The organism is Nocardioides albus (assembly GCF_014648255.1).
Classification (GTDB): domain Bacteria; phylum Actinomycetota; class Actinomycetes; order Propionibacteriales; family Nocardioidaceae; genus Nocardioides; species Nocardioides albus.
Window position 1 is genome coordinate 256,984 of record NZ_BMQT01000003.1, and the last position, 18,825, is coordinate 275,808.

Sequence of the window (18,825 nt, forward strand, 5' to 3'; positions counted from 1 at the left end):
GTGGATCAGGAATCGAAACGGGAGGCGAGCGCCCTGACCCGACGCTCGAGCTCGAGGTAGGCGACGTCGAAGGCCTCGCGGCCGTTGCCCACGGGGTCGGCGATCGACCAGTGCAGCTCGCCGCGAACCCTCGGTGTCTCTCGGGCGCGGTCACACACCGTGACCACCAGGTCGTCCTGATCGAGCACGTCATCCACGTGGCGGGGCTCGACGACGGGAAGATCCAGGTCGCGGCGAGAGGCGACCTCGACCGCCCCGGGATTGATGTGCTCGGCGGGATGGGTGCCTGCGGAGGCGGCCGGGATGGCACTGACCTGGCGCCACAGCGCCGCGGCCAGGTGGGAGCGAGCCGAGTTGCCCGTGCACACGAACAGGACACGCCTGGGCACCGCCACGGGGGACGCGGTGCCCAGGCTGTCGAGCGTGTCCTGCTCGAGGTGCAGGTACGTACGTCTCCCGTCGCCCTCGGACTGATGGCGGGACACGACACCTGCGCTCACCAGCGCCTGGACGTGGTGGGCAAACAAGTTCGACGGGACATTCAGCATCCCAGCGAGCTCTGTGGGGGAGGCATCACTCATCTGGAGGCTGTCGACGATGCGAAGCCGCATCGGATCGCCGAGCGCCGCATGAACTTTGGCCCGGCGTTCCAGCTCCGACCCTCTCTCAACCTCCATTGACTCAATCTTGACTGAGCAATCTTCCCCAGTCAAGATGTGCGTGAGATGGTCAACGAAACCGAGGAGCCCCTGGTGTCCAACACCACCGCCGCCGTGCCCGACGAGGATCAGGCGCCCGTCCTCCAGCAGATGTCGGTCCTCGACCGGTTCCTGCCGGTCTGGATCCTGGCAGCGATGGCCCTGGGGATCGGGCTGGGCCGAGCGATCCCGGGCCTGGACCAGGCGCTCGACGCGATCAAGGTCGGGTCGGTCAGCCTGCCGATCGCGATCGGTCTGCTGCTGATGATGTATCCGGTGCTGGCCAAGGTGCGCTACCGGCAGCTCGACCGGGTCACCGGCGACCGCAAGCTGCTGGTCTCCTCGCTCGTGCTCAACTGGCTGGTCGGGCCGGCGTTGATGTTCGCGCTGGCCTGGCTGCTGCTGCCCGACCTCCCGGAATACCGAACCGGTCTGATCATCGTGGGCCTGGCCAGATGCATCGCCATGGTGCTGATCTGGAACGACCTCTCCTGCGGCGACCGCGAGGCCGGCGCCGTGCTGGTCGCGATCAACTCCGTCTTCCAGATCCTGGCCTTCGGAGTGCTCGGCTGGTTCTACCTCCAGGTGCTGCCCGGCTGGCTGGGTCTTGAGCAGGTCGACGCTGACTTCTCGTTCTGGACGATCGTCGTCTCGGTCCTCGTCTTCCTCGGGATCCCGCTGCTGGCCGGCTTCCTCACCCGGACGATCGGTGAGCGGAAGATGGGCCAGGAGGCGTACGAGTCGAAGTTCCTGCCGAAGATCGGCCCGGTCGCGCTCTACGGCCTGCTGTTCACCATCGTGATGCTGTTCGCCCTGCAGGGACACACCATCACCTCGCAGCCGCTGGACGTCGTCCGGATCGCGCTACCGCTGCTGGCGTACTTCTTCCTCATGTTCGGCGGCAGCTTCGCTCTCGGCGCCGGGCTCGGGCTGGGATACGAGAAGACGGCCACCCTCGCCTTCACCGCGGCGGGAAACAACTTCGAGCTGGCGATCGCGGTGGCGATCGGCGTCTTCGGCGTCACCTCCGGTGAAGCGCTGGCCGGTGTGGTCGGCCCGCTGATCGAGGTCCCGGTCCTCGTGGCCCTCGTCTACGTCTCGCTCTGGCTGCGGCGCCGGATGCGCGTCGCACCCCAGCCGGAGCGGGTTATCTGACTGACTCGCCGACCGCGGTGAGCAGGTGCGGCCAGGCCGAGGAGGCCGGGTCGCCCCAGACGGTGTGGCCGGCGCCGTCGACCACCTCGAGGCGTACGCCGGGGTGTGCTGCCGCGTAGCGCTCGGAGATCGCGAGCGGGATCACGGTGTCGGCGGCGCCGTGCAGGATCCGCACGGGGACCTGAGGCGCTAGACCGAGCGGGTCGGCCGCGGCGTACGCCTCGGGGGTGTCGGTCGACGTGCCGCCGAGGAACTCCTCGACCGCTCCATCACCGAGCCCCTGCTCACTCATCGCGGCCAGCGCGGCGGCGGGCGCCAGCGCGACGACCCCGGTGACCAGAGTGTCCGGGCGCGAGGCAGCCCAGAGCGCGAGCTGGCCGCCGGAAGAGTGTCCGACCAGGGTGATCCGGCGGGGTGCGTCGTTGTGGATGGTCCACTCCCGGCCACTGAGCTGGATCGACTCGATCGCGGTCTCGATGTCCTCGAAGGCCTGCCGCCACTGGCCGGGTCCGTGCCGGTACTCGACCGTCGCGGTCAGGTGACCGGCCTCGGCCAGCGCGCGGCCGGCGGACCAGGTGCGCATCCGGTCGGAGTCGCGCCACATCCCTCCGTGGAGCAGCAGCACGAGCGAGTCGGTCGCCTCCGCGGGCTCGAAGACGTCGGCGACCTGGCGGGCGGTGGCGCCGTAGCGCATCGTCGCGTCGGGGTAGGTGGTGTCTGTGGTGGTCATGACTTCTCCCTGCTGTCGGGCCTGTTGCGGCTTCGGCTGTCGCGGTCGAGCAGCACGCTGACCGCGACACCGACCACCAGCCCCCAGAAGGCGGAGCCGATGTTGAAGACGGTGATGTCGGCGACGGTCACCAGGAAGGTGATCAACGCGCCGGTGATGTGAGGTCCGCTGAAGGCCGTCTGGAAGGCGCCCTGGAGCGGCTTGAGCATGGCCAGGCCACCCAGCGCTGCCACGTACGCCTCGGGCATCGTGGTGATGACCCGGACCATGCCGGGGGCGAGCAGGCCGAACCCGATGGCCAGCGCCCCGCACCAGATCGCTGCGGCGTAGTGCCGTCGTCGCTCGCCCGAGGCGGTGACCAGCGCGTTGGTCGGCCCGGCCAGGCAGGTGGAGACGCCGCCGAAGGGTGCCGCGACCAGCGATGTCACGCCGCACCAGCCGGTGACCTGGTTCATCCGTGGATCGTGACCGGCGGCCCGCAGCACGGCCATGCCCTGGCCGTTCTGGACCACCAGGACGGTGATCAGCAGCGGGACGGTCAGCTCGACGAAGGCCGAGCCGGTGAAGACCGGTGTGGTCCAGACCGGATCGACGACCCAGCGGCCGGAGAACTCGACGGCCGGACGGTCCGCGAGGCTGACCGCGACCGCCCCGACCGAGAGCGCGACCAGCACCGGCGGCAGCCACCGCGCCAGCCGCGGGGCCGCGCTGACGGCGACGAAGGCGACGACCATGGGCCCGGCGATCGCCAGGTCGCTGTCGACGGCGAGGACGAGGTCGGTGCCGAAGCTCAGGAAGACGCCCGCGACCATGGCCATCACGATCGGCATCGGGAGCAGGTGCATCATCCGGTCGACCTGCCGCGTCAGTGCCAGCCCGACCAGGAGCACGGCGGCCATGCAGAACGCACCGACCGCCTCCGGCCAGGTGGTGCCGGCGGCCATCGCCTGGCCGACGACGACCGTGCCGGGGATCGTCCAGAAGTAGACCAGCGGCTGCCGGGTCAACCGTGAGGCGATGATCGTCAGAAGCCCGTTGAGGCAGAAGACGGCGCTCACCCAGGAGGCGACGACGCCGGCGGAGAGTCCGGCGCCCTGACCGACGGCGAGGATGACCGCGACCGGTCCGGTGCACGAGAACAGGAACCCGATGAAGCCGTTGACCAGCTCGGGGCGGCCCAGGTCGCGCCGGAGCGCGGCCCGTGGCTCGCGGATGTCGATGTCGGTGCTCATGGCTCCTCCGTCGGCTCGGCCGCCATCGCGGCGAGCTCGGTCCGGCTGCGTACGCCGAGCTTCGCGTAGATGCGGGTCAGGTGGTACTGCACGGTCTTGGGCGAGACGAACAGCTGTGCGGCCACCTCGCGGTTGGAGAGCCCCGAGGCGACCATCTCCGCGACGGTCTCCTCCTGCGGGGTCAGGTCGACCGGGCCACGCTGGCCGCGCGGCGCCCGCACTCCCCCGGCGCGCAGCTCACGTTGGGCGGCGTCGACGTAGGTCAGCGCCCCCAGCCCGTCCCACAGATCGCGGGCGGAGGAGAGCAGCGCCTCCGCGTCGCGACGGCGGCCGGCGCGGCGCAGCGCCTGCCCGTAGGCGAAGGTGATCCGGGCGCGCTCGTAGCGCAGCGGCATCCCGTCGAGCAGGCCGAGCGCGCGGTCGAACGTGTCCCGGACCCCGGCGAGGTCACCGCGCGCACCGTGCCAGCGGCCACGGGCAGTGGCCAGCCTGGCCTGGGCCGAGCGATGCTCCTCCTCGCGAGCGCGAGTCTCGTGCGGGCGGAGGAAGTCGTCGGCCTCCTCGAGCCGGCTCTCGGCGATCAGCGCGGCAGCGTACGTCTCGGCCCACGGCCAGATGGCCGGCTCGGCCAGCGCGCTGCCGGCGGAGGCCTGGGCGAGCGGCTCGAGGATGCGGAGGACGGCACGGAAGTCGCTGCGGGCCTCGGCGATGCGCGCGCGGGCGAGCAGCGCGGGGACGCGCATGATCTCGTAGCCCTGCGCCCCGACCTCAGCGGCGCGGGCGGTGCGGGCGGCCTCCTCCCAGCTGCCGCGCAGCAGGTGGGTCTCGGTCGCGGTCCACTCCAGCAGCGGGGTGACCAGGGCGATGCCCGACTCGTCAGCCAGCGCCCGTCCGGCAGCGACCGTCTGCAGGGCCGCGTCGCCCTCACCGGTCAGGAACTGCACTCGCGCCAGCCAGGCCAAGGCCCACATCGAGATCCGGGTCGAGCCGCCGAGGACCCTCGGGTCGGTGATGCCCTCCAGACGGCTGCGGGCCTCGTCGGGCTCGTCGGAGAGTACGTCGAGCCAGCCGCGGCCCATGGTGACCCGCTGGGTCTGGGCACTGTGCCCGACGCGGCGGGCGGCCAGGGCGTACGCCTCGTGGGCCTCCTCGAACCGGCCGGCCATCGCCAGCCCGAGCCCGCGGATCGCCGCCGCCTCGACGCCCGCCGCCGAGTCCCGGCCGGCCAGCGAGATCGCCCGGTCGGCCCAGGTGACCAGCTCGTCGCCGCGGCACAGCGCCAGCGAGTGCAGCACGTGCCGGGTGGCGATCAGCGCGGCGGTCTCCGGCTCCCGGTCGGCGTTGACGATGTCCCAGGCACGCTTGAGCCGCACCTCGGCCTCGGTCGCGCGGCCCCGCAGGATCGCCAGATAGGCGAGCACCGCGTCGCGCAGCGGCGTCTCGCGCAGGCTCTCGACGATCGGGACCAGCGCCGCGGCACCCATGCCGTCGCCCGCCGCGACCAGCGCGTCGACGGAGCGGATCAGCCGGTCGTCGCGCCGCACGGGGTCCTCGGTGAGCCGGCTGGAATCGCGGTAGAGGGCGGCGGCCTCCGCCCAGGCGCCTTCGTCGCCGCGCCGTTGCGCCAGCCGGGCGACCTCGTCGGCGAGCCCGGCGTCGGGCAGGGGGGTCGCGGCGACGAGGTGTCGCGCCCGGCGGACCTCGTCGTCGACGATCGAGGCGGCGCGCTGGTGCGCGTCGGCGGCCCGGCGAGCACCCATCGTCGCCAACACGGCGACACCGACCAGCGGCGTACGCCATCGGGGGCGGTGGTCGCTGGTGGTCCGGACGAGCCCGGCGGCGACCAGTGCGTCGACGGCCGAGAGCGGGTCCTCGAGGCCGGCGAGCGTCGCCGCCTGGGCCAGCGATGCGTCCTCGCCCAGGATCGCGAAGGCCTCGGCGAGCGCACACCCGTCGGCGCCGCACCCGGCGAGAGCGAGCTCGACCTCCTCGCGTACGTGGACTGGTGCCGGCAGCTGGGTATCGGGCCGTGCCCAGCTGCTCGCTGGGAGCTCGTCGAGCAGGGCGACCGCGTCGCGTGGGTTGCCGGCGGTGTGCCGGGTGAGGACCTCGGCCATCGCCGGGTGCAGGACCCGTCCGCGCAGCGAGGCGAGCTCGCCGACCGCCGCCGCGTCCAGTCCCTCGATGCGTACGGTCTCGGCGGCGATCTCCCCGAGGAACGGGGTGCTCCGGGTGGCGGTGAGCACCACCAGCACAGGTGCGTCCGGGTGCCGCCGTAGTGCCGAGGCGATCGCCTGCAGCGAGCGGGTGTCGGCGAGATCGGCGTCGTCGACCAGCACCAGGCCGGGTTCCTCCCCAGCGCCGGCAGCGGCCCTAGCGATCAGCAGGTCGGACGCGGCGACCGGGTCTGCCGGGGCGGCCTCGCCGAGCAGCTGACGGAGCACTGCACCGGGCGAGTCCTGCTCCCACGCGCCGGCGCGGGCCTTCAGCGAGGTGGTCGTCGCACGGTCGGCAAGGCCGCGCAGCAGGGCGGTCTTGCCCAGCCCGGGGTCGGCGAGGACCAGGACGGCGGCGGATCCCGAGGCGCGGGTGAGGGCCAGCCGCGAGGCGAGCTCGACGAGCTCCTCCTCGCGACCGACACAGCCGGCCCTCTCGATGAGCACGGTCACACCCTAGGCCCTCTCACGCGGGCAGGCCTTCGTCGAGCGCGACGTCCAGGACCGGGTCCTCAGGGGACCGCGGCACCGCCATGGTGACCACGGCGCCGAGCACCGCGACGCCCGCGAAGATCTGAAAGGCGGTGGTTCCGCCGACCCCCGCGGCCACCAGCGCCCCACCGATGATCGGCCCGACGATCCCGCCGAGGCGACCGAACCCGGCGCACCACGCGACGCCCGCGCCGCGGGCCCGGGTCGGGTAGAAGTTGGCGACCAGACCGTAGATGAGCACCTGGGTGCCGATCGTGCCGACGCCGGCGATCGCGACCGCCGGGAACAGGACGGCGAGCGGCAGTCCCAGCGGGAGCAGCAACAGCATCAGGCCGGCGAGCACGAAGGTCGTCGAGACCACCTTCTTGGCACCCGTCCGGTCCGCGACGTACGAGGCGAGGAGCCCGCCGACGATGGCGCCACCGTTGAGGACGAGCAGGAAGGTGAGCGCGTACGCCTTGCCGTACCCGTTGTCCTCCATGATCTTCGGCAGCCAGGTGTTCAGGCCGTAGGTCAGCAGCAGACCGGAGAAGCTCATCAGCCCGAGCACCACGGTCGGGAACGCCAGCGGGCGGCGGGCCAAGGCGCTGAAGCCGACGGCCTCCTCGGCCGTGCTGGTCGCCGCGACCCGGCCGCGGGAGTCGAGCCACAGCTGTGACTCGGGCAGCTTGGCGATGGCGAAGGGCAGCAGGAGCACCAGCGGGGCGGCGCCGATCGCCATCAGGATCCGCCAGTTGGATCCGCTCGGGTCGATGACGAGCGCCATCACGGAGGCGGCCACGCCACCGGCGGGGATCCCGCTGTAGACGATCGCGTTGAGCCGGTTCTTCCGCTCCGGGGGCGCGAACTCGGCGACCAGGGCGCCGACGGTCGCCAGGATCGCGCCCAGTCCGATGCCGGTGAGGAAGCGCAGGATGCCGAAGACGGCGATCGACTGGGCGAACGCGGTCGCAGCCATCCCGAGCGAGAACCAGGTGATGCTGGCGAGCACCACCTTCCGGCGGCCGATCCGGTCGCTGACCGCGCCGGCGCTCAGCGCACCGACGAGCACTCCGACCAGCGCATAGCTGCCCAGCGTGCCGGCCTGGCCCGCGGAGAGCTGCCCGATCTGGGATGGATCGGCCATGAGGGTCGGCAGCACCGTGCCGTAGACCACGAGGTCGTAGCCGTCGAACATCAGGGCCAACGCGGAGAGCGCGACGACCCAGGCGAGCTGGCGCCCGGTCTTGGCCCGAGTGTTTTCATCGGTGTTTTCGGTGTTGTCGGGCATGGGTGATCTCCATGGGTGACGCGAGCGCGCTCGCGAAGGGAGGGACGGCCCCGAGAGAGGAACCTGGTGGCTCAGCCGAGGTCACCGCCGGCGACGGGAAGGACCGTGCCGGTGATGTAGGAGGCTTCCTCGGAGGCGAGGAAGCAGATCGCGGCGGCCTGCTCGTCGAGCGTGCCGTAGCGGTGCATCAGTGAGGTCTCGAGGGTCTGGTCGATGTGGGCCTGGAACCACGCCTTCTCGGTGGCGCTCTGCGGCGTGGGCGTACCTCGGGAGATCCGGCGCGGCGGTGCCTCCGTGCCTCCCGGGGCGGTTGCGGTGACGCGGATGCCGGCGTCCGCATACTCGAGCGCGAGGGAGGCGGTGATCGCGTTGATCCCGCCCTTCGCGGCCGAGTACGGGATCCGGTGGATGCCCCGCGTCGCGGCCGAGGAGACGTTGACGATGACGCCGCGGCCACGCTCGACCATGCCCGGCAGCGCGGCCCGGCAGGCGTACAGCGTGGTCATCAGCGACCGGGTGATCTCGGCGTCGATCTGTTCGGCGGTGAACTCCGTGAACGGCTTGAAGTTGATCGCGCCGCCGACGTTGTTGATCAGCACGTCGATCCGGCCGTACGTCGCCAGCGCCCGCTCCACCAGTGCGGCCGCGCCCTCGTAGTGCTCGAGGTCGCACTCCACCGCGCTGGCGGTCGCGCCTTGGCCGGTGAGCTCGTCGGTGACCTCGGCGACCAGCGGCGAGCGATCGGCGAGGACGACCTTGCCGCCCTCGGCGGCCACGCGGCGGGCCACCTGAGCGCCGATGCCCTGGGCGGCCCCGGTGACGACCACGACCTGTCCGGCGAACCTTCCCGGCGTGACGAATCTGGGTCGCGTCGCGGCGACCGACTCGGCCATCGCGCGCCGCATCGTCTCCTTGGACCGCTCGCTGTGGGCCTTGATCAGATCGCGGGCGGCCGTGCGGTCGCCGCGCTCGAATGCCTCGACGATGTCGAGGTGGTCCTGGGTGCACCGCGGGTGGCACCAGGTGGCGTTGCGCAGCACGTCCTCCATCCGGCCCTTGACCCCGAGCGCCTGGTAGGCGGCCAGCAGGTGGCTGTTGCCGGTGAGGGTGAACAGATAGTCGTGGAAGGCCGCGTTCGACTCGGTGTAGCCGTGGGCGTCGAGGAACCGATCGCCGTCGACGTACGGGAGGGTCGACTCGGCGAGCAGCCGGTAGCCGGCCAACTGCTGGGAGTCGAGCCGTCCGATGGTCAGATCGAGCGCTCCCACCTCGAGCGCCGCCCGGGCCTCGAAGATCGCGTCGGACGCGGAGATGTCCGGGTGCTCCTCACCGATCGTGTAGCCGTCCGCCGTGGTGTCCCCGCTGGTCGAGCCGACCCTTCCGCTGGTCGAGCCGCCGGAGCCGCTAGGCGGAGGCCCCGCCGGGTCAGGCTCAGTGAGACCAACAGAGTCGTCTCGAGCGAACGTCACCTGCCCACCGATGCTCCGTGCCTCGGGGAACTCGATCAGGTCTTCGACCGTGTTGGTCTCGACACGCTCGCTAGCGCTCGCGGCTCGACCAGCGGGTGCCGGCGCGACGAGCTGGCCGGCGATGCGGCGTACGACATCGCCGTCGTCGCGAGCCACGGCCGCCGATCCGATCGGGCCGAGGTCGCGCGCCAAGAGCATCTCCTGCCCTGCGATGGCTCGTGCCTCCGGATGGGTCTCCAGCTCGACGCGTACCGGTGACGCTTCGGCCGACGCGAGTGACGCTTCGGCCGACGCGAGTGACGTCTCGGCCGACGCGGGTGACGTCTCGGCAGGGGCTGGCACGGCGAGGGCGAACTTCTCGTAGTAGAACCCGGTGGGCTCGAGGCCGGCACCGGCGACGTGCGTACGCACCGCCTCGACCATCGGCGGAGGGCCGCACAGGTAGATCGCGACGTCGCCGTCGTGCAGGTCTTCCTGGCCGATCAGGCTGGTCACGTAGCCCTTGTTGGCGGCGGTCGAGGCGGGGTCGGAGACGCAGTGGTCCCAGGTGAACCCGGGCAGGCGCGAGACCAGCTCACCGACCTCGTCGAGCATGACCAGGTCGTCGTCGGTGCTGACGCCGTAGACCAGCCGGCCGCCGCGGTCGCAGCCGTCGACCTCGAGCTGGCGCAGCATCGAGAGGACGGGCGCCAATCCGGTGCCACCGGCCAGCATCAGCACCGGCCGGCGGGCCTCGCGCAGGAAGAAGGAGCCGTTCGGCCCGGTGAAGGTGACCTCGTCGCCGACGGCGGCTCGCTCGGTCAGCCAGGTCGACATCGCGCCACCCGGGGTGAGCTTGACCAGGAAGACGAGCCGCTCCTCGTGCGGGGCGTTCGCGAAGGAGTACGACCGGGTCACCTCGGTGCCGGGCACGGCGATGTTGACGTACTGACCCGGCAGGAAGGCCAGTTCACCGCGGTTGGGGATGTCGATGGCGAGCTCGACGGTGGTCGGGCTCAGCCGGTCCAGGCCGACGACGGTGCCGGTGTAGCTCGCGGCGCCGGTCTTGGCGACCTCGGAGGTGGTGGCGATCTGCAGCGCGAGGTCCGAGCGCGGTTTCATCGAGCACGGCAGGGCGTACCCCTCGGCGGCCTCCGCCTCGGAGAGCGCGTCCTCGATGTAGGTGCCGCCGTCGTACTCCCCCGACTCGCACAGCGCCTTGCACGTCCCGCAGGCGCCGTCGCGGCAGTCCAGCGGGATGTTGATCCGCTGCCGGTAGGACGCATCGGCGACGGTCTGGTCCTCACGTACGGTGATGAACCGGGTCACCCCGTCCTCGAAGGACAACGCGACCTGATGGGTCGCGATCTCGGTCTCGATTGCAGTCATCGCAGGCGCCTCAGACGTGGTAGATGTCGACGACGTGGTGGATGTAGTCGTTCTTCAGCACCACGCTCTTGCGGCGGATCAGCGGCTGCTCGCCGGAGAAGTCGATGGTGTAGAACGACGTGCCGTAGTAGGGGTCGACGGTCTTGTAGCGGAAGTACATGGTGTGCCAGTTGAAGCGCACGTCGACCAGGTCGCCGCGACGCTCGATCACCTCGACGTTGCTGATGTTGTGCGACGTGCGCGGCTCGGGCAGCGAGGTGGCCGAGGACCGCTCCGTACGGATCCGGAAGACCCGGTCCTCCAGACCGCCCTTGTTGGGGTAGTAGATGAGCGACATCTCGGTCTGCGGGTCCTCGGTCAGGAGGTCCGCGTCGTCCCAGCAGGGCATCCAGTAGACGACGTCGTCGGCGTAGCACTCGAGCCACTTCTCGAACTCGCGGTCGTCCAGGAAGCGCGCCTCGCGGTAGAGGAACTGCTCGATCATGTTGTGCGTGATGAGCTTCGCGCCGGCAGCGCTCTGCGTGATGGTCATGATCACTTCTCCTTCTCGTTCGCGATGGCCGTACGCATCTGCTCGGTCCACTGCGCGTGCATGACCGGGTAGAGACCCTCGTCCTCGTTCTTCGCACCTGCCGAGATGACTCCCGGCATCTCCAGCGCCTCGGCGACCTCGTCGGGGCCGGTGAGCCAGTGCTCGGCCCCGCGGCTCATGTCGTTCCACGGCGCGGCGGAGGCCTGGTACGTCACGTAGCAGGAGCGGAACTCCTCCAGGTCGTCGGGCGTGGCCATGCCGGAGGCGTTGAAGAAGTCCTCGTACTGCCGGATGCGCCAGGCCCGCGACTCGGGGCTCTCACCCTTCGGGGCGATGCAGTAGATGGTGACCTCGGTCTTGTCGACCGAGATCGGGCGGAAGTGCCGGATCTGGGTCGAGAACTGGTCCATCAGATACACGTTCGGGTAGAGCAGCAGGTTGCGCGATCCCTTGACCATGAACTCGCCCTTGGCCTCGCCGAACTTCTCCTTGAGCACGTCCATCTGGTCCCACAGCGGCCGGTCGGTGGGGTTGGCCGCCCAGGTCCACAGGCACAGGTGGCCGTTCGGGTAGGACCAGTAGCCGCCACCCGCCTTGCCCCAGCTGCCGGCATCGACGGTCTTGGTGGTGTTCTTCGACTCGCCGGTGTTGCGGCGCGAGGTGGTCGCCGCGTAGTTCCAGTGAGTGGCGGTGACGTGGTAGCCGTCGGCGCCGTTCTCCGCCTGGACCTTCCAGTTGCCGTCGTAGGTGTAGGTCGAGGAACCGCGCAGCACCTCGAGCCCCTCGGGTGACTGGTCGACCAGCATGTCGATCACCTTGACGGTGTCTCCGAGGTGCTCCTCCAGCGGCAGTACGTCCTGGTTGAGCGAACCGAACAGGAAGCCGCGGTAGCTGTCGAAGCGGGCCACGTGGGTGAGGTTGTGCGAGCCCTCGGTGTTGAAGCTCTCCGGGTAGCCCGCGTCGTCGGGGTCCTTGACCTTGAGCAGGGTGCCGTCGTTGCGGAACGTCCAGCCGTGGAACGGGCAGGTCAGGGTCATCCGGTTGTCGGTCTTGCGCCGGCACAGCATCGCGCCGCGGTGGGCGCAGGCGTTGATCATGCAGTGCAGCTCGCCGTCCTTGTCGCGGGTGATCATGACCGGCTGCCGACCGATGTAGGTGGTGAAGTAGTCGCCGGGGTTGGGCACCTGGCTCTCGTGGGCGAGGTAGATCCAGTTGCCCTCGAAGATGTGCTTCATCTCGAGCTCGAAGACCTCCTCGTCGGTGAAGATCCGGCGGTTGGCGCGGTAGATCCCGGCCTCGCGGTCCTCGACCACGGCGTCCGACAGGACGTTCTCGATGTGGCCCAGGCTCTCGGTGAGCGGTGCGGTCATGGTGATGCCTCCAACGGGTGACGGTCATTCGACCCTGGCAGCGAGTGGCGTCCGTCACACCAGGCGAATGCCCAGTCCCGACCTAGGCATCCATTGATCATTTGAATCAATCAATAGCCGTCAGTTTCGTCCTTGTTGTTTATCTATCGCGGTCCTAGTGTGGCGGTCATCACCACCTCGTGAGGAGCGCTTCATGGAGCTACGCCACCTGCGGTACTTCGCCGCGGTAGCCGAGACCTGCCACTTCGGCCAGGCCGCGGCGCAGCTGCACATCGCCCAGCCGGCGCTCTCCCAAGCGATCCGCCAGCTCGAGTCAGAGCTCGACGTCACCCTGTTCACACGGACGACCCGGCAGGTCTCCCTCACCCCGGCCGGCGAGTTCCTCCGCACCGAGGCCGCTCGGGTCCTGGCCGCCGTCGACGACAGCGTCCGAGGCGTACGCCGCATCGGGGCCGGCCGCCACGGCCTGGTCCGCCTGGGCCTGACCGGCACCGCCTCGTTCTCGCACCTGCCGGGCATCGCCCGGGTGGTCAAGCGCGAGCTGCCCGAGGTGGCGCTGGAGATCCATGCCGACCTGCTCACGCCGGCCCAGTGCGAGCGGCTGCAGAGCGGGGCGCTCGACCTCGGCGTACTGCGACCGCCCGCCACCGGCGAGGGGCTGACCCTGCGCACCCTCGAGGTCGAGCCGCTCGCACTCGCCATCCCCGTCGACCACCGGCTGGCCGTCGAGCCCGTCGTGGCCCTGGCCGACCTGCGCACCGAGCCGTTCGTGGCCTACAGCGCCCGCGACTCGGCGGTCAACGAGGCGGTCCTGCGCAGCTGCCGCGAGGCCGGGTTCGTGCCGCGCCGCGAGCACGAGGCGCCGAGCACCGCGGTACTGCTGGCTCTGGTCGCCGCGGGCCTCGGCGTCGCGGTCGTCCCGGCCTCGGTCCGGGCCCTTCCGCTGGAGGGCGTGATCTTCCGCGACCTGCTCGACGCGGGCAGCGTCGAGCTCTCCCTCGCCTACCGCACCGACGACGACAACCCCGTCGTCGACGCCGTCATCGAGGTCCTCGAGGCCGCCGACCTGTTCACCGCACCCCGTCTGGAAGTTCCCCGGTCATGAAGATCACCAAGGTCGAGGCGATTCCGTTCGCCATCCCCTACCGCAAGCCGCTGCGCTTCGCCTCCGGCGAGGTCCACACCGCCCAGCACGTGCTCGTCCGGGTGCACACCGACGACGGTGTCGTGGGTGTCGCCGAGGCGCCGCCGCGGCCGTTCACCTACGGCGAGACCCAGACCGGGATCATCGCCGTCATCGACCAGCTCTTCGCCCCGCAGCTCGCCGGGCTCACCCTGCTCGAGCGCGAGACGGCCCGTGTCCTGATGGAGCGCACCGTCGGCAACCCGACCGCGAAGGCCGCCGTCGACATGGCCATGTGGGATGCCCTCGGCAAGACCCTGGACCTGCGGGTCGTCGACCTGCTCGGCGCCTTCACCGACCGGATGCGGGTCTCCCACATGCTCGGCTTCGACGGGCCCGAGGCGATGGTCGCCGAGGCGGAGCGGATGCGGGAGACGTACGGGATCTCGACGTTCAAGGTGAAGGTCGGCCGCTCCCCCATCGAGCTCGACACCGCCGTCGTCCGTGCACTGCGCGAGCGGTTCGGCACCGAGATCGAGCTGTACGTCGACGGCAACCGCGGCTGGACCGCGGCCGAGTCCGCCCGCGCGATGAAGCAGATGGCCGACCTGGACCTGCTCTTCGCCGAGGAGCTCAACCCCGCCGACGACGTGCTCGGGCGGCGCTGGCTGGTCAGCCAGATCGACGTGCCGTTCATCGCCGACGAGTCGGTCCCGACTGCGGCCGACGTGACCCGCGAGGTGCTCGGTGGCTCGGCCACCGCGATCAGCATCAAGACCGCGCGCACCGGCTTCACCGGGTCGCAGCAGGTGCTCCATCTCGCCGAGGGCCTCGGCCTGGAGGTCGTGATGGGCAACCAGATCGACGGCCAGCTCGGCACCGCCTGCACCCTCGCCTTCGGCTCGGCTCACCGACTCACCTCCCGCCGTGCCGGTGAGCTCTCCAACTTCCTCGACATGGCCGATGACCTGCTCACCGAGCCGCTCGAGATCCGCGACGGCGAGCTCGCCGTACGTCCTGGTGCCGGCCTCGGGGTCGAGATCGATCCGGAGAAGCTCGATCGCTACCGCACCGACAACTGAACACCTGACCCCACCGCAACACGAGAGGACACACCCATGACCACCGACCAGACCCTCGAGTCCACCGAGGCCACCGAGGCAGCCACCGCGGCCGCCTCGGGCGCCTCCGCCACCGAGCGGTTCGCCGCCGACAAGTCGCCCTTCGACGCCGTCAAGGACACCCCGCCGGAGCGCGTCGACACGCTGGCCAAGCGCGTGCTCAACGCCGTCTACGACACCATCCGCGAGGAGAAGGTCAGCTACGACGAGTACAACGCGCTCAAGGCATGGCTGATCCAGGTCGGCCAGGACGGCGAATGGCCGCTCTTCCTCGACGTCTGGGTCGAGCACGAGGTCGAGAAGGTCGCCACCGAGCACCGCGAGGGCAACAAGGGCACCATCGAAGGGCCCTACTACGTCCCCGACGCCCCGGAGCAGGGTGCGAACGGCACCATCCCGATGCGCGACGGCGAGGCCGGCACCCCGCTGACCTGGACCGGCACGATCACCTCCACCGACGGCACCCCGCTCGACGGCGCCAAGGTCGAGCTGTGGCACGCCGACGCCGACGGCTTCTACTCGCAGTTCGCGCCCGGCATCCCGGAGTGGAACCTGCGCGGCAGCTTCACCGTCGGGGCCGACGGCGCCTTCGAGATCCACACGATCCAGCCGGCGCCCTACCAGATCCCGACCGACGGCTCCTGCGGCAAGCTCATCGCCGCCGCCGGCTGGCACGCCTGGCGTCCGGCGCACCTGCACGTCAAGGTGTCGGCCCCGGGCCACGAGCTGCTCACCGCCCAGCTCTACTTCCCCGGTGACGAGCACAACGACGACGACATCGCCTCGGCGGTCAAGCCCGAGCTGGTGCTCGCGCCCGTGGCCAACGGGGACGGCTCGGTGAGCGTCGACTACGGCTTCGTGCTCGACCCGGCTCGCGGCTGATGCTCTACCACGTACGCATGGACGTCCGGATCCCGCACGACCTGGATCCGGACGTCCGCGACGACACGATCGCCCGCGAGAAGGCCTACGCCCAGGAGCTCCAGCGCGCCGGCAAGTGGCCGCACCTGTGGCGCATCGCCGGGGAGTACGCCAACTTCTCGGTCTTCGACGTCGAGTCCCACGACGAGCTCCACCAGCTCCTCTCCGGCCTGCCGCTGTTCCCCTACATGGACGTGCAGGTCACCCCGCTGGCCAAGCACCCGTCCAAGGTGGACTGAGCCCAGAGTGAGCCCGGACTGGCCCACCTCGTGCGCTCGACCTGCAAGGATGGGCGTACGAGGTGATGAGATGTCGATGATCGACTTTGCGGCGCCCGCGGGGCCGGCGCCGGGCTACCATTCGGTGCCCGAAGGCGACGGACCCTGGCCCGGCGTCGTGGTCGTGCAGGACGTCTTCGGGATGACCGCGGACATCAAGCGGATCAGCGACCGCTTCGCGGCCAACGGGTATCTGACGCTGACACCGGCTCTCTACCGGGGCCGGAAGCCCGGGTGCGTCGTCAGCACGATGAAGTCCCTGGTGACCGGTCAGGGAACCGCCGTCGACGACCTGATCGCGGCTCGCGACCACCTCGCTGCGGACCCCCGCTGCACCGGCAAGGTCGGCGTCGTCGGCTTCTGCATGGGTGGCGGCTTCAGCCTGCTGCTGGCCCCGCGCGGCATCTTCGACGCTGCCGCCCCGAACTACGGCCAACTGCCCAAGAACCTGTCCGCGTTGAGCGCGTCGTGCCCGATGGTGGCGAGCTACGGCGGCAAGGACCGCACCTTGCCCGGCGCCGCCGACAAGATCGAGGCGGCGCTGGCCAAGGGCGAGGTGCCTCGCGACGTCAAGGTCTACCCGGAGGCCGGACACAGCTTCATGAACAACTGGGACCTTCCCGGACCGGTGAGCCTCTTGGAACGTGTGGTCGGCTTCAATTACTCGGAGCCCGAGGCGGAGGACGCCTGGCGGCGCATCCTCGACTTCTTCGCCGAGCACCTCGGGTCACCCGCCTGACGGCTCCTGACGACGGCGGGCGATCGCTGCGGGCCACCAGATCCTGTCGCCCACCAACGCGAAGACAGCAGGCACGACCACGGTGCGGACGAGGAAGGTGTCGAGCAGGATGCCCAAGCCCACGATCAGGCCCACCTGGGTCAACGTGATCAGGGGCAGCACACCGAGCACCGCGAAGACCGAAGCGAGCACGATGCCGGCGCTGGTGATGACGCCGCCGGTCAGCCCGACCGCCATGACCATCGCATCGACGGTGTTGTGCTCGGCGGTCTCCTCCCGGGCGCGCAGAACGAGGAACACCGTGTAGTCGATGCCGAGTGCCACCAGGAACAAGAAGGCGTAGAGCGGTGTGCTGACGTCGAGCGCCGGGAACCCGAAGACATGGGTGCTCATCCAGGCGCCCAGTCCGAGAGCCGACAAGGTGGCGATGACGCTGATGGTGACGAGCACCAGCGGGGTCACGATCGACCGCAGCACGACGAAGAGCACCAGCAGCACGACCAGCAGGATCAACGGCACGATGACCTTGAGATCACGTACTGCGCCGTTTCGGCTGTCCAGATCTTGGGCCACGCTGCCACCGACCAGCGCACCGGTCCTGTCCAGCTCGCTGCGCATCGTCTCGATCGTCTCGATGCTCTCCGCGGTCGCGGGCGCGTCCTCCAGCGTCGCGGTGATCTTCACCAGGTCGCCGCTCTCGCCGGAGGGACGAGCACTGTCGACCCCGTCGATCTGGTTCACCGTCGCGAGAACCTCCTCGGCCTCGTTGGCCGGCACCACGATCGTCACGGGATCGGCAGCGCCGGGCGGGAAGTGCTTCGAGAGCGTCTCCAGACCGTCGACGGACTCGGCGTCGACGCGGAACTGATCGGTCTGCGACAGGCCCACCTTGACGCCCAGAAGCCCCGAAGCGAGTACGCCGAGGATCACCGCGGCCGCAGCCAGCACCACTGCGGGACGGCTCACCACGGCACGAGCGATCCGGAACCAGACACCGTCGCGCGACTTCTCGTCCTCACCGTTGCGCGGGATGAAGGGCCAGAAGAGGCCGCGGCCGAACAACGACAGGGCGGCGGGCAGCGCGAAGAGGGCGAACAGCAGAGCGATCAGCAGGCCGATGGCAGCCGAGACACCTAGCGCCCGGGTGTTGGGGGCGACGCTGAGCGTCAGCACCAGCAGCGCGAGCACGACCGTGACGTTGCTGGCCACGATCGCCTCGGTGGATCCGCGCACCGCGGCGGCGAGCGCATCGCGGTGATGCGCGTGCCGGCGGAGCTCCTCGCGATAGCGCGAGACCATCAGGAGCGCGTAGTTCGTGCCTGCGCCGAAGACCAGCACGCTGGTGATCCCCGACGTCGACCCGTCCAGACCGCTGCCGGTCCAGTCCGCGACGATCTGGGTGGCCACCGACGCGGTGCGATCAGCCACCGCGATCACCGTCAGCGGGACGAGCCACAGCACCGGCGAGCGGTAGGTCAGGATCAGCAGCAGGGCGACGACCCCGGCTGTCACGAGGAGCAGTCGCAGGTCCGCACCCTCGAACGCCGAGGAGATGTCCGCGGCGAAGGCGGCGCCACCGGTGAGCTGGACCGTGAGGCCGTCGGGCCGGTCCTCGTCCGCCGCCTCGCGCAGCTCGTCGACGAGCTCGGTGAGATCGAGTCCGGTCACGTCGGCATCGACGTCGATGGCGACGATCAGCGCTTCTCCGTCAGCAGCCGGGATCGGTGGCGAGACCTCGTTGCCGGTGATCTCGGCCCAACGCCGCGACACCTCGGCGACCCACTCCCGGTCCTCTGCGGTCAGCCCACCCGTACGCTCGACCACCGCGACGGCGGGCAGCACGTCGCCACCCGGGAAGCTCTGCTGCAGCTCTGCCACCTGCGCGGACTCGGCATCCGCCGGCAGCGGGTCGGGGGCCGAGCTCGCGGACCCCAACGACGACCCCACGGCCATCACCGAGCCGGCCAGGAGCACCGCGATCACCAGGACCACCCACGCCGTGGCCTTCCTCGTGGTGACTCGCGCGAGACGTTCTATCGCAGACCGCATGTTCGGGCCTTTCCAGTTGTCGTGTTGTGTAGTCGGGCGAAAGGGGATCGCGGGGCCTGTCG

General features: G+C 70.3%; 15 protein-coding genes. 6 read left to right on the forward strand and 9 right to left on the reverse strand.

The annotated features are described in order from the left end of the window. Nucleotides 1-5: 5 nt before the first annotated feature. Nucleotides 6-485 carry an arsenate-mycothiol transferase ArsC gene (locus IEY84_RS07475; protein WP_229788430.1) on the reverse strand — a complete coding sequence of 160 codons (480 nt, stop codon included), beginning with the start codon at nucleotides 483-485 and terminating at the stop codon, nucleotides 6-8. A 324-nt stretch (nucleotides 486-809) separates the two neighbouring features. Here IEY84_RS07475 and arsB point away from each other — a divergent pair, with 324 nt between their 5' ends. Continuing rightward, nucleotides 810-1,853 (forward strand): ACR3 family arsenite efflux transporter, encoded by a 1,044-nt coding sequence (gene arsB / locus IEY84_RS07480; RefSeq protein ID WP_229788480.1) that lies wholly within the window; start codon nucleotides 810-812, stop codon nucleotides 1,851-1,853. On the opposite strand, the gene IEY84_RS07485 is transcribed toward arsB, so the two are convergent. From IEY84_RS07485 to benA, 7 genes are all read right to left on the reverse strand, one after another. After that, the gene (locus IEY84_RS07485) at nucleotides 1,846-2,583 is read right to left on the reverse strand and encodes an alpha/beta hydrolase family protein (protein WP_183543872.1); all 738 of its coding nucleotides are present in this window, start codon (nucleotides 2,581-2,583) and stop codon (nucleotides 1,846-1,848) included. The genes arsB and IEY84_RS07485 overlap by 8 nt on opposite strands. After that, nucleotides 2,580-3,815, reverse strand: coding sequence for a benzoate/H(+) symporter BenE family transporter (locus tag IEY84_RS07490; RefSeq protein ID WP_183543874.1), 1,236 nt, complete (start codon nucleotides 3,813-3,815; stop codon nucleotides 2,580-2,582). The genes IEY84_RS07485 and IEY84_RS07490 overlap by 4 nt, the downstream gene beginning before the upstream one ends. Continuing rightward, entirely contained in the window at nucleotides 3,812-6,478 is a 2,667-nt protein-coding gene (locus IEY84_RS07495; RefSeq protein ID WP_221208637.1) for a helix-turn-helix transcriptional regulator, read from the reverse strand. Before IEY84_RS07495 ends, IEY84_RS07490 begins: the two co-directional genes overlap by 4 nt. A gap of 19 nt (nucleotides 6,479-6,497) precedes the next feature. Then, nucleotides 6,498-7,793 (reverse strand): MFS transporter, encoded by a 1,296-nt coding sequence (locus IEY84_RS07500; protein ID WP_183543877.1) that lies wholly within the window; start codon nucleotides 7,791-7,793, stop codon nucleotides 6,498-6,500. A 71-nt stretch (nucleotides 7,794-7,864) separates the two neighbouring features. Next, nucleotides 7,865-10,630 carry a benzoate 1,2-dioxygenase electron transfer component BenC gene (gene benC, locus IEY84_RS07505; RefSeq protein WP_183543879.1) on the reverse strand — a complete coding sequence of 922 codons (2,766 nt, stop codon included), beginning with the start codon at nucleotides 10,628-10,630 and terminating at the stop codon, nucleotides 7,865-7,867. A 10-nt stretch (nucleotides 10,631-10,640) separates the two neighbouring features. Beyond that, a complete protein-coding gene (benB, locus tag IEY84_RS07510) occupies nucleotides 10,641-11,162 on the reverse strand; it encodes a benzoate 1,2-dioxygenase small subunit (RefSeq protein WP_183543881.1) in 522 nt (173 codons plus the stop codon). Nucleotides 11,163-11,164: 2 nt separating this feature from the next. Continuing rightward, nucleotides 11,165-12,532: a benzoate 1,2-dioxygenase large subunit gene (gene benA / locus IEY84_RS07515; protein WP_183543883.1), complete on the reverse strand. Its 1,368-nt coding sequence runs from the start codon at nucleotides 12,530-12,532 to the stop codon at nucleotides 11,165-11,167. Nucleotides 12,533-12,725: 193 nt separating this feature from the next. Here benA and IEY84_RS07520 point away from each other — a divergent pair, with 193 nt between their 5' ends. From IEY84_RS07520 to IEY84_RS07540, 5 genes are all read left to right on the forward strand, one after another. Beyond that, complete coding sequence (locus IEY84_RS07520; RefSeq protein ID WP_183543885.1) at nucleotides 12,726-13,637, forward strand: LysR substrate-binding domain-containing protein; 912 nt, start codon at nucleotides 12,726-12,728, stop codon at nucleotides 13,635-13,637. Then, nucleotides 13,634-14,737 (forward strand): mandelate racemase/muconate lactonizing enzyme family protein, encoded by a 1,104-nt coding sequence (locus IEY84_RS07525; RefSeq protein WP_183543888.1) that lies wholly within the window; start codon nucleotides 13,634-13,636, stop codon nucleotides 14,735-14,737. The genes IEY84_RS07520 and IEY84_RS07525 overlap by 4 nt, the downstream gene beginning before the upstream one ends. A gap of 36 nt (nucleotides 14,738-14,773) precedes the next feature. Further along, nucleotides 14,774-15,658 carry a catechol 1,2-dioxygenase gene (catA, locus tag IEY84_RS07530; protein WP_183543890.1) on the forward strand — a complete coding sequence of 295 codons (885 nt, stop codon included), beginning with the start codon at nucleotides 14,774-14,776 and terminating at the stop codon, nucleotides 15,656-15,658. Beyond that, nucleotides 15,658-15,936: a muconolactone Delta-isomerase gene (gene catC, locus IEY84_RS07535; protein ID WP_183543892.1), complete on the forward strand. Its 279-nt coding sequence runs from the start codon at nucleotides 15,658-15,660 to the stop codon at nucleotides 15,934-15,936. The genes catA and catC overlap by 1 nt, the downstream gene beginning before the upstream one ends. Nucleotides 15,937-16,012: 76 nt before the next feature. Beyond that, a complete protein-coding gene (locus tag IEY84_RS07540) occupies nucleotides 16,013-16,714 on the forward strand; it encodes a dienelactone hydrolase family protein (protein ID WP_183543893.1) in 702 nt (233 codons plus the stop codon). Here the strand turns inward: IEY84_RS07540 and IEY84_RS07545 are convergent. Further along, on the reverse strand, nucleotides 16,703-18,763 hold the full coding sequence (locus IEY84_RS07545; protein ID WP_183543895.1) for an MMPL family transporter: 2,061 nt from the start codon (nucleotides 18,761-18,763) through the stop codon (nucleotides 16,703-16,705). The genes IEY84_RS07540 and IEY84_RS07545 overlap by 12 nt on opposite strands. Nucleotides 18,764-18,825: the final 62 nt, after the last annotated feature.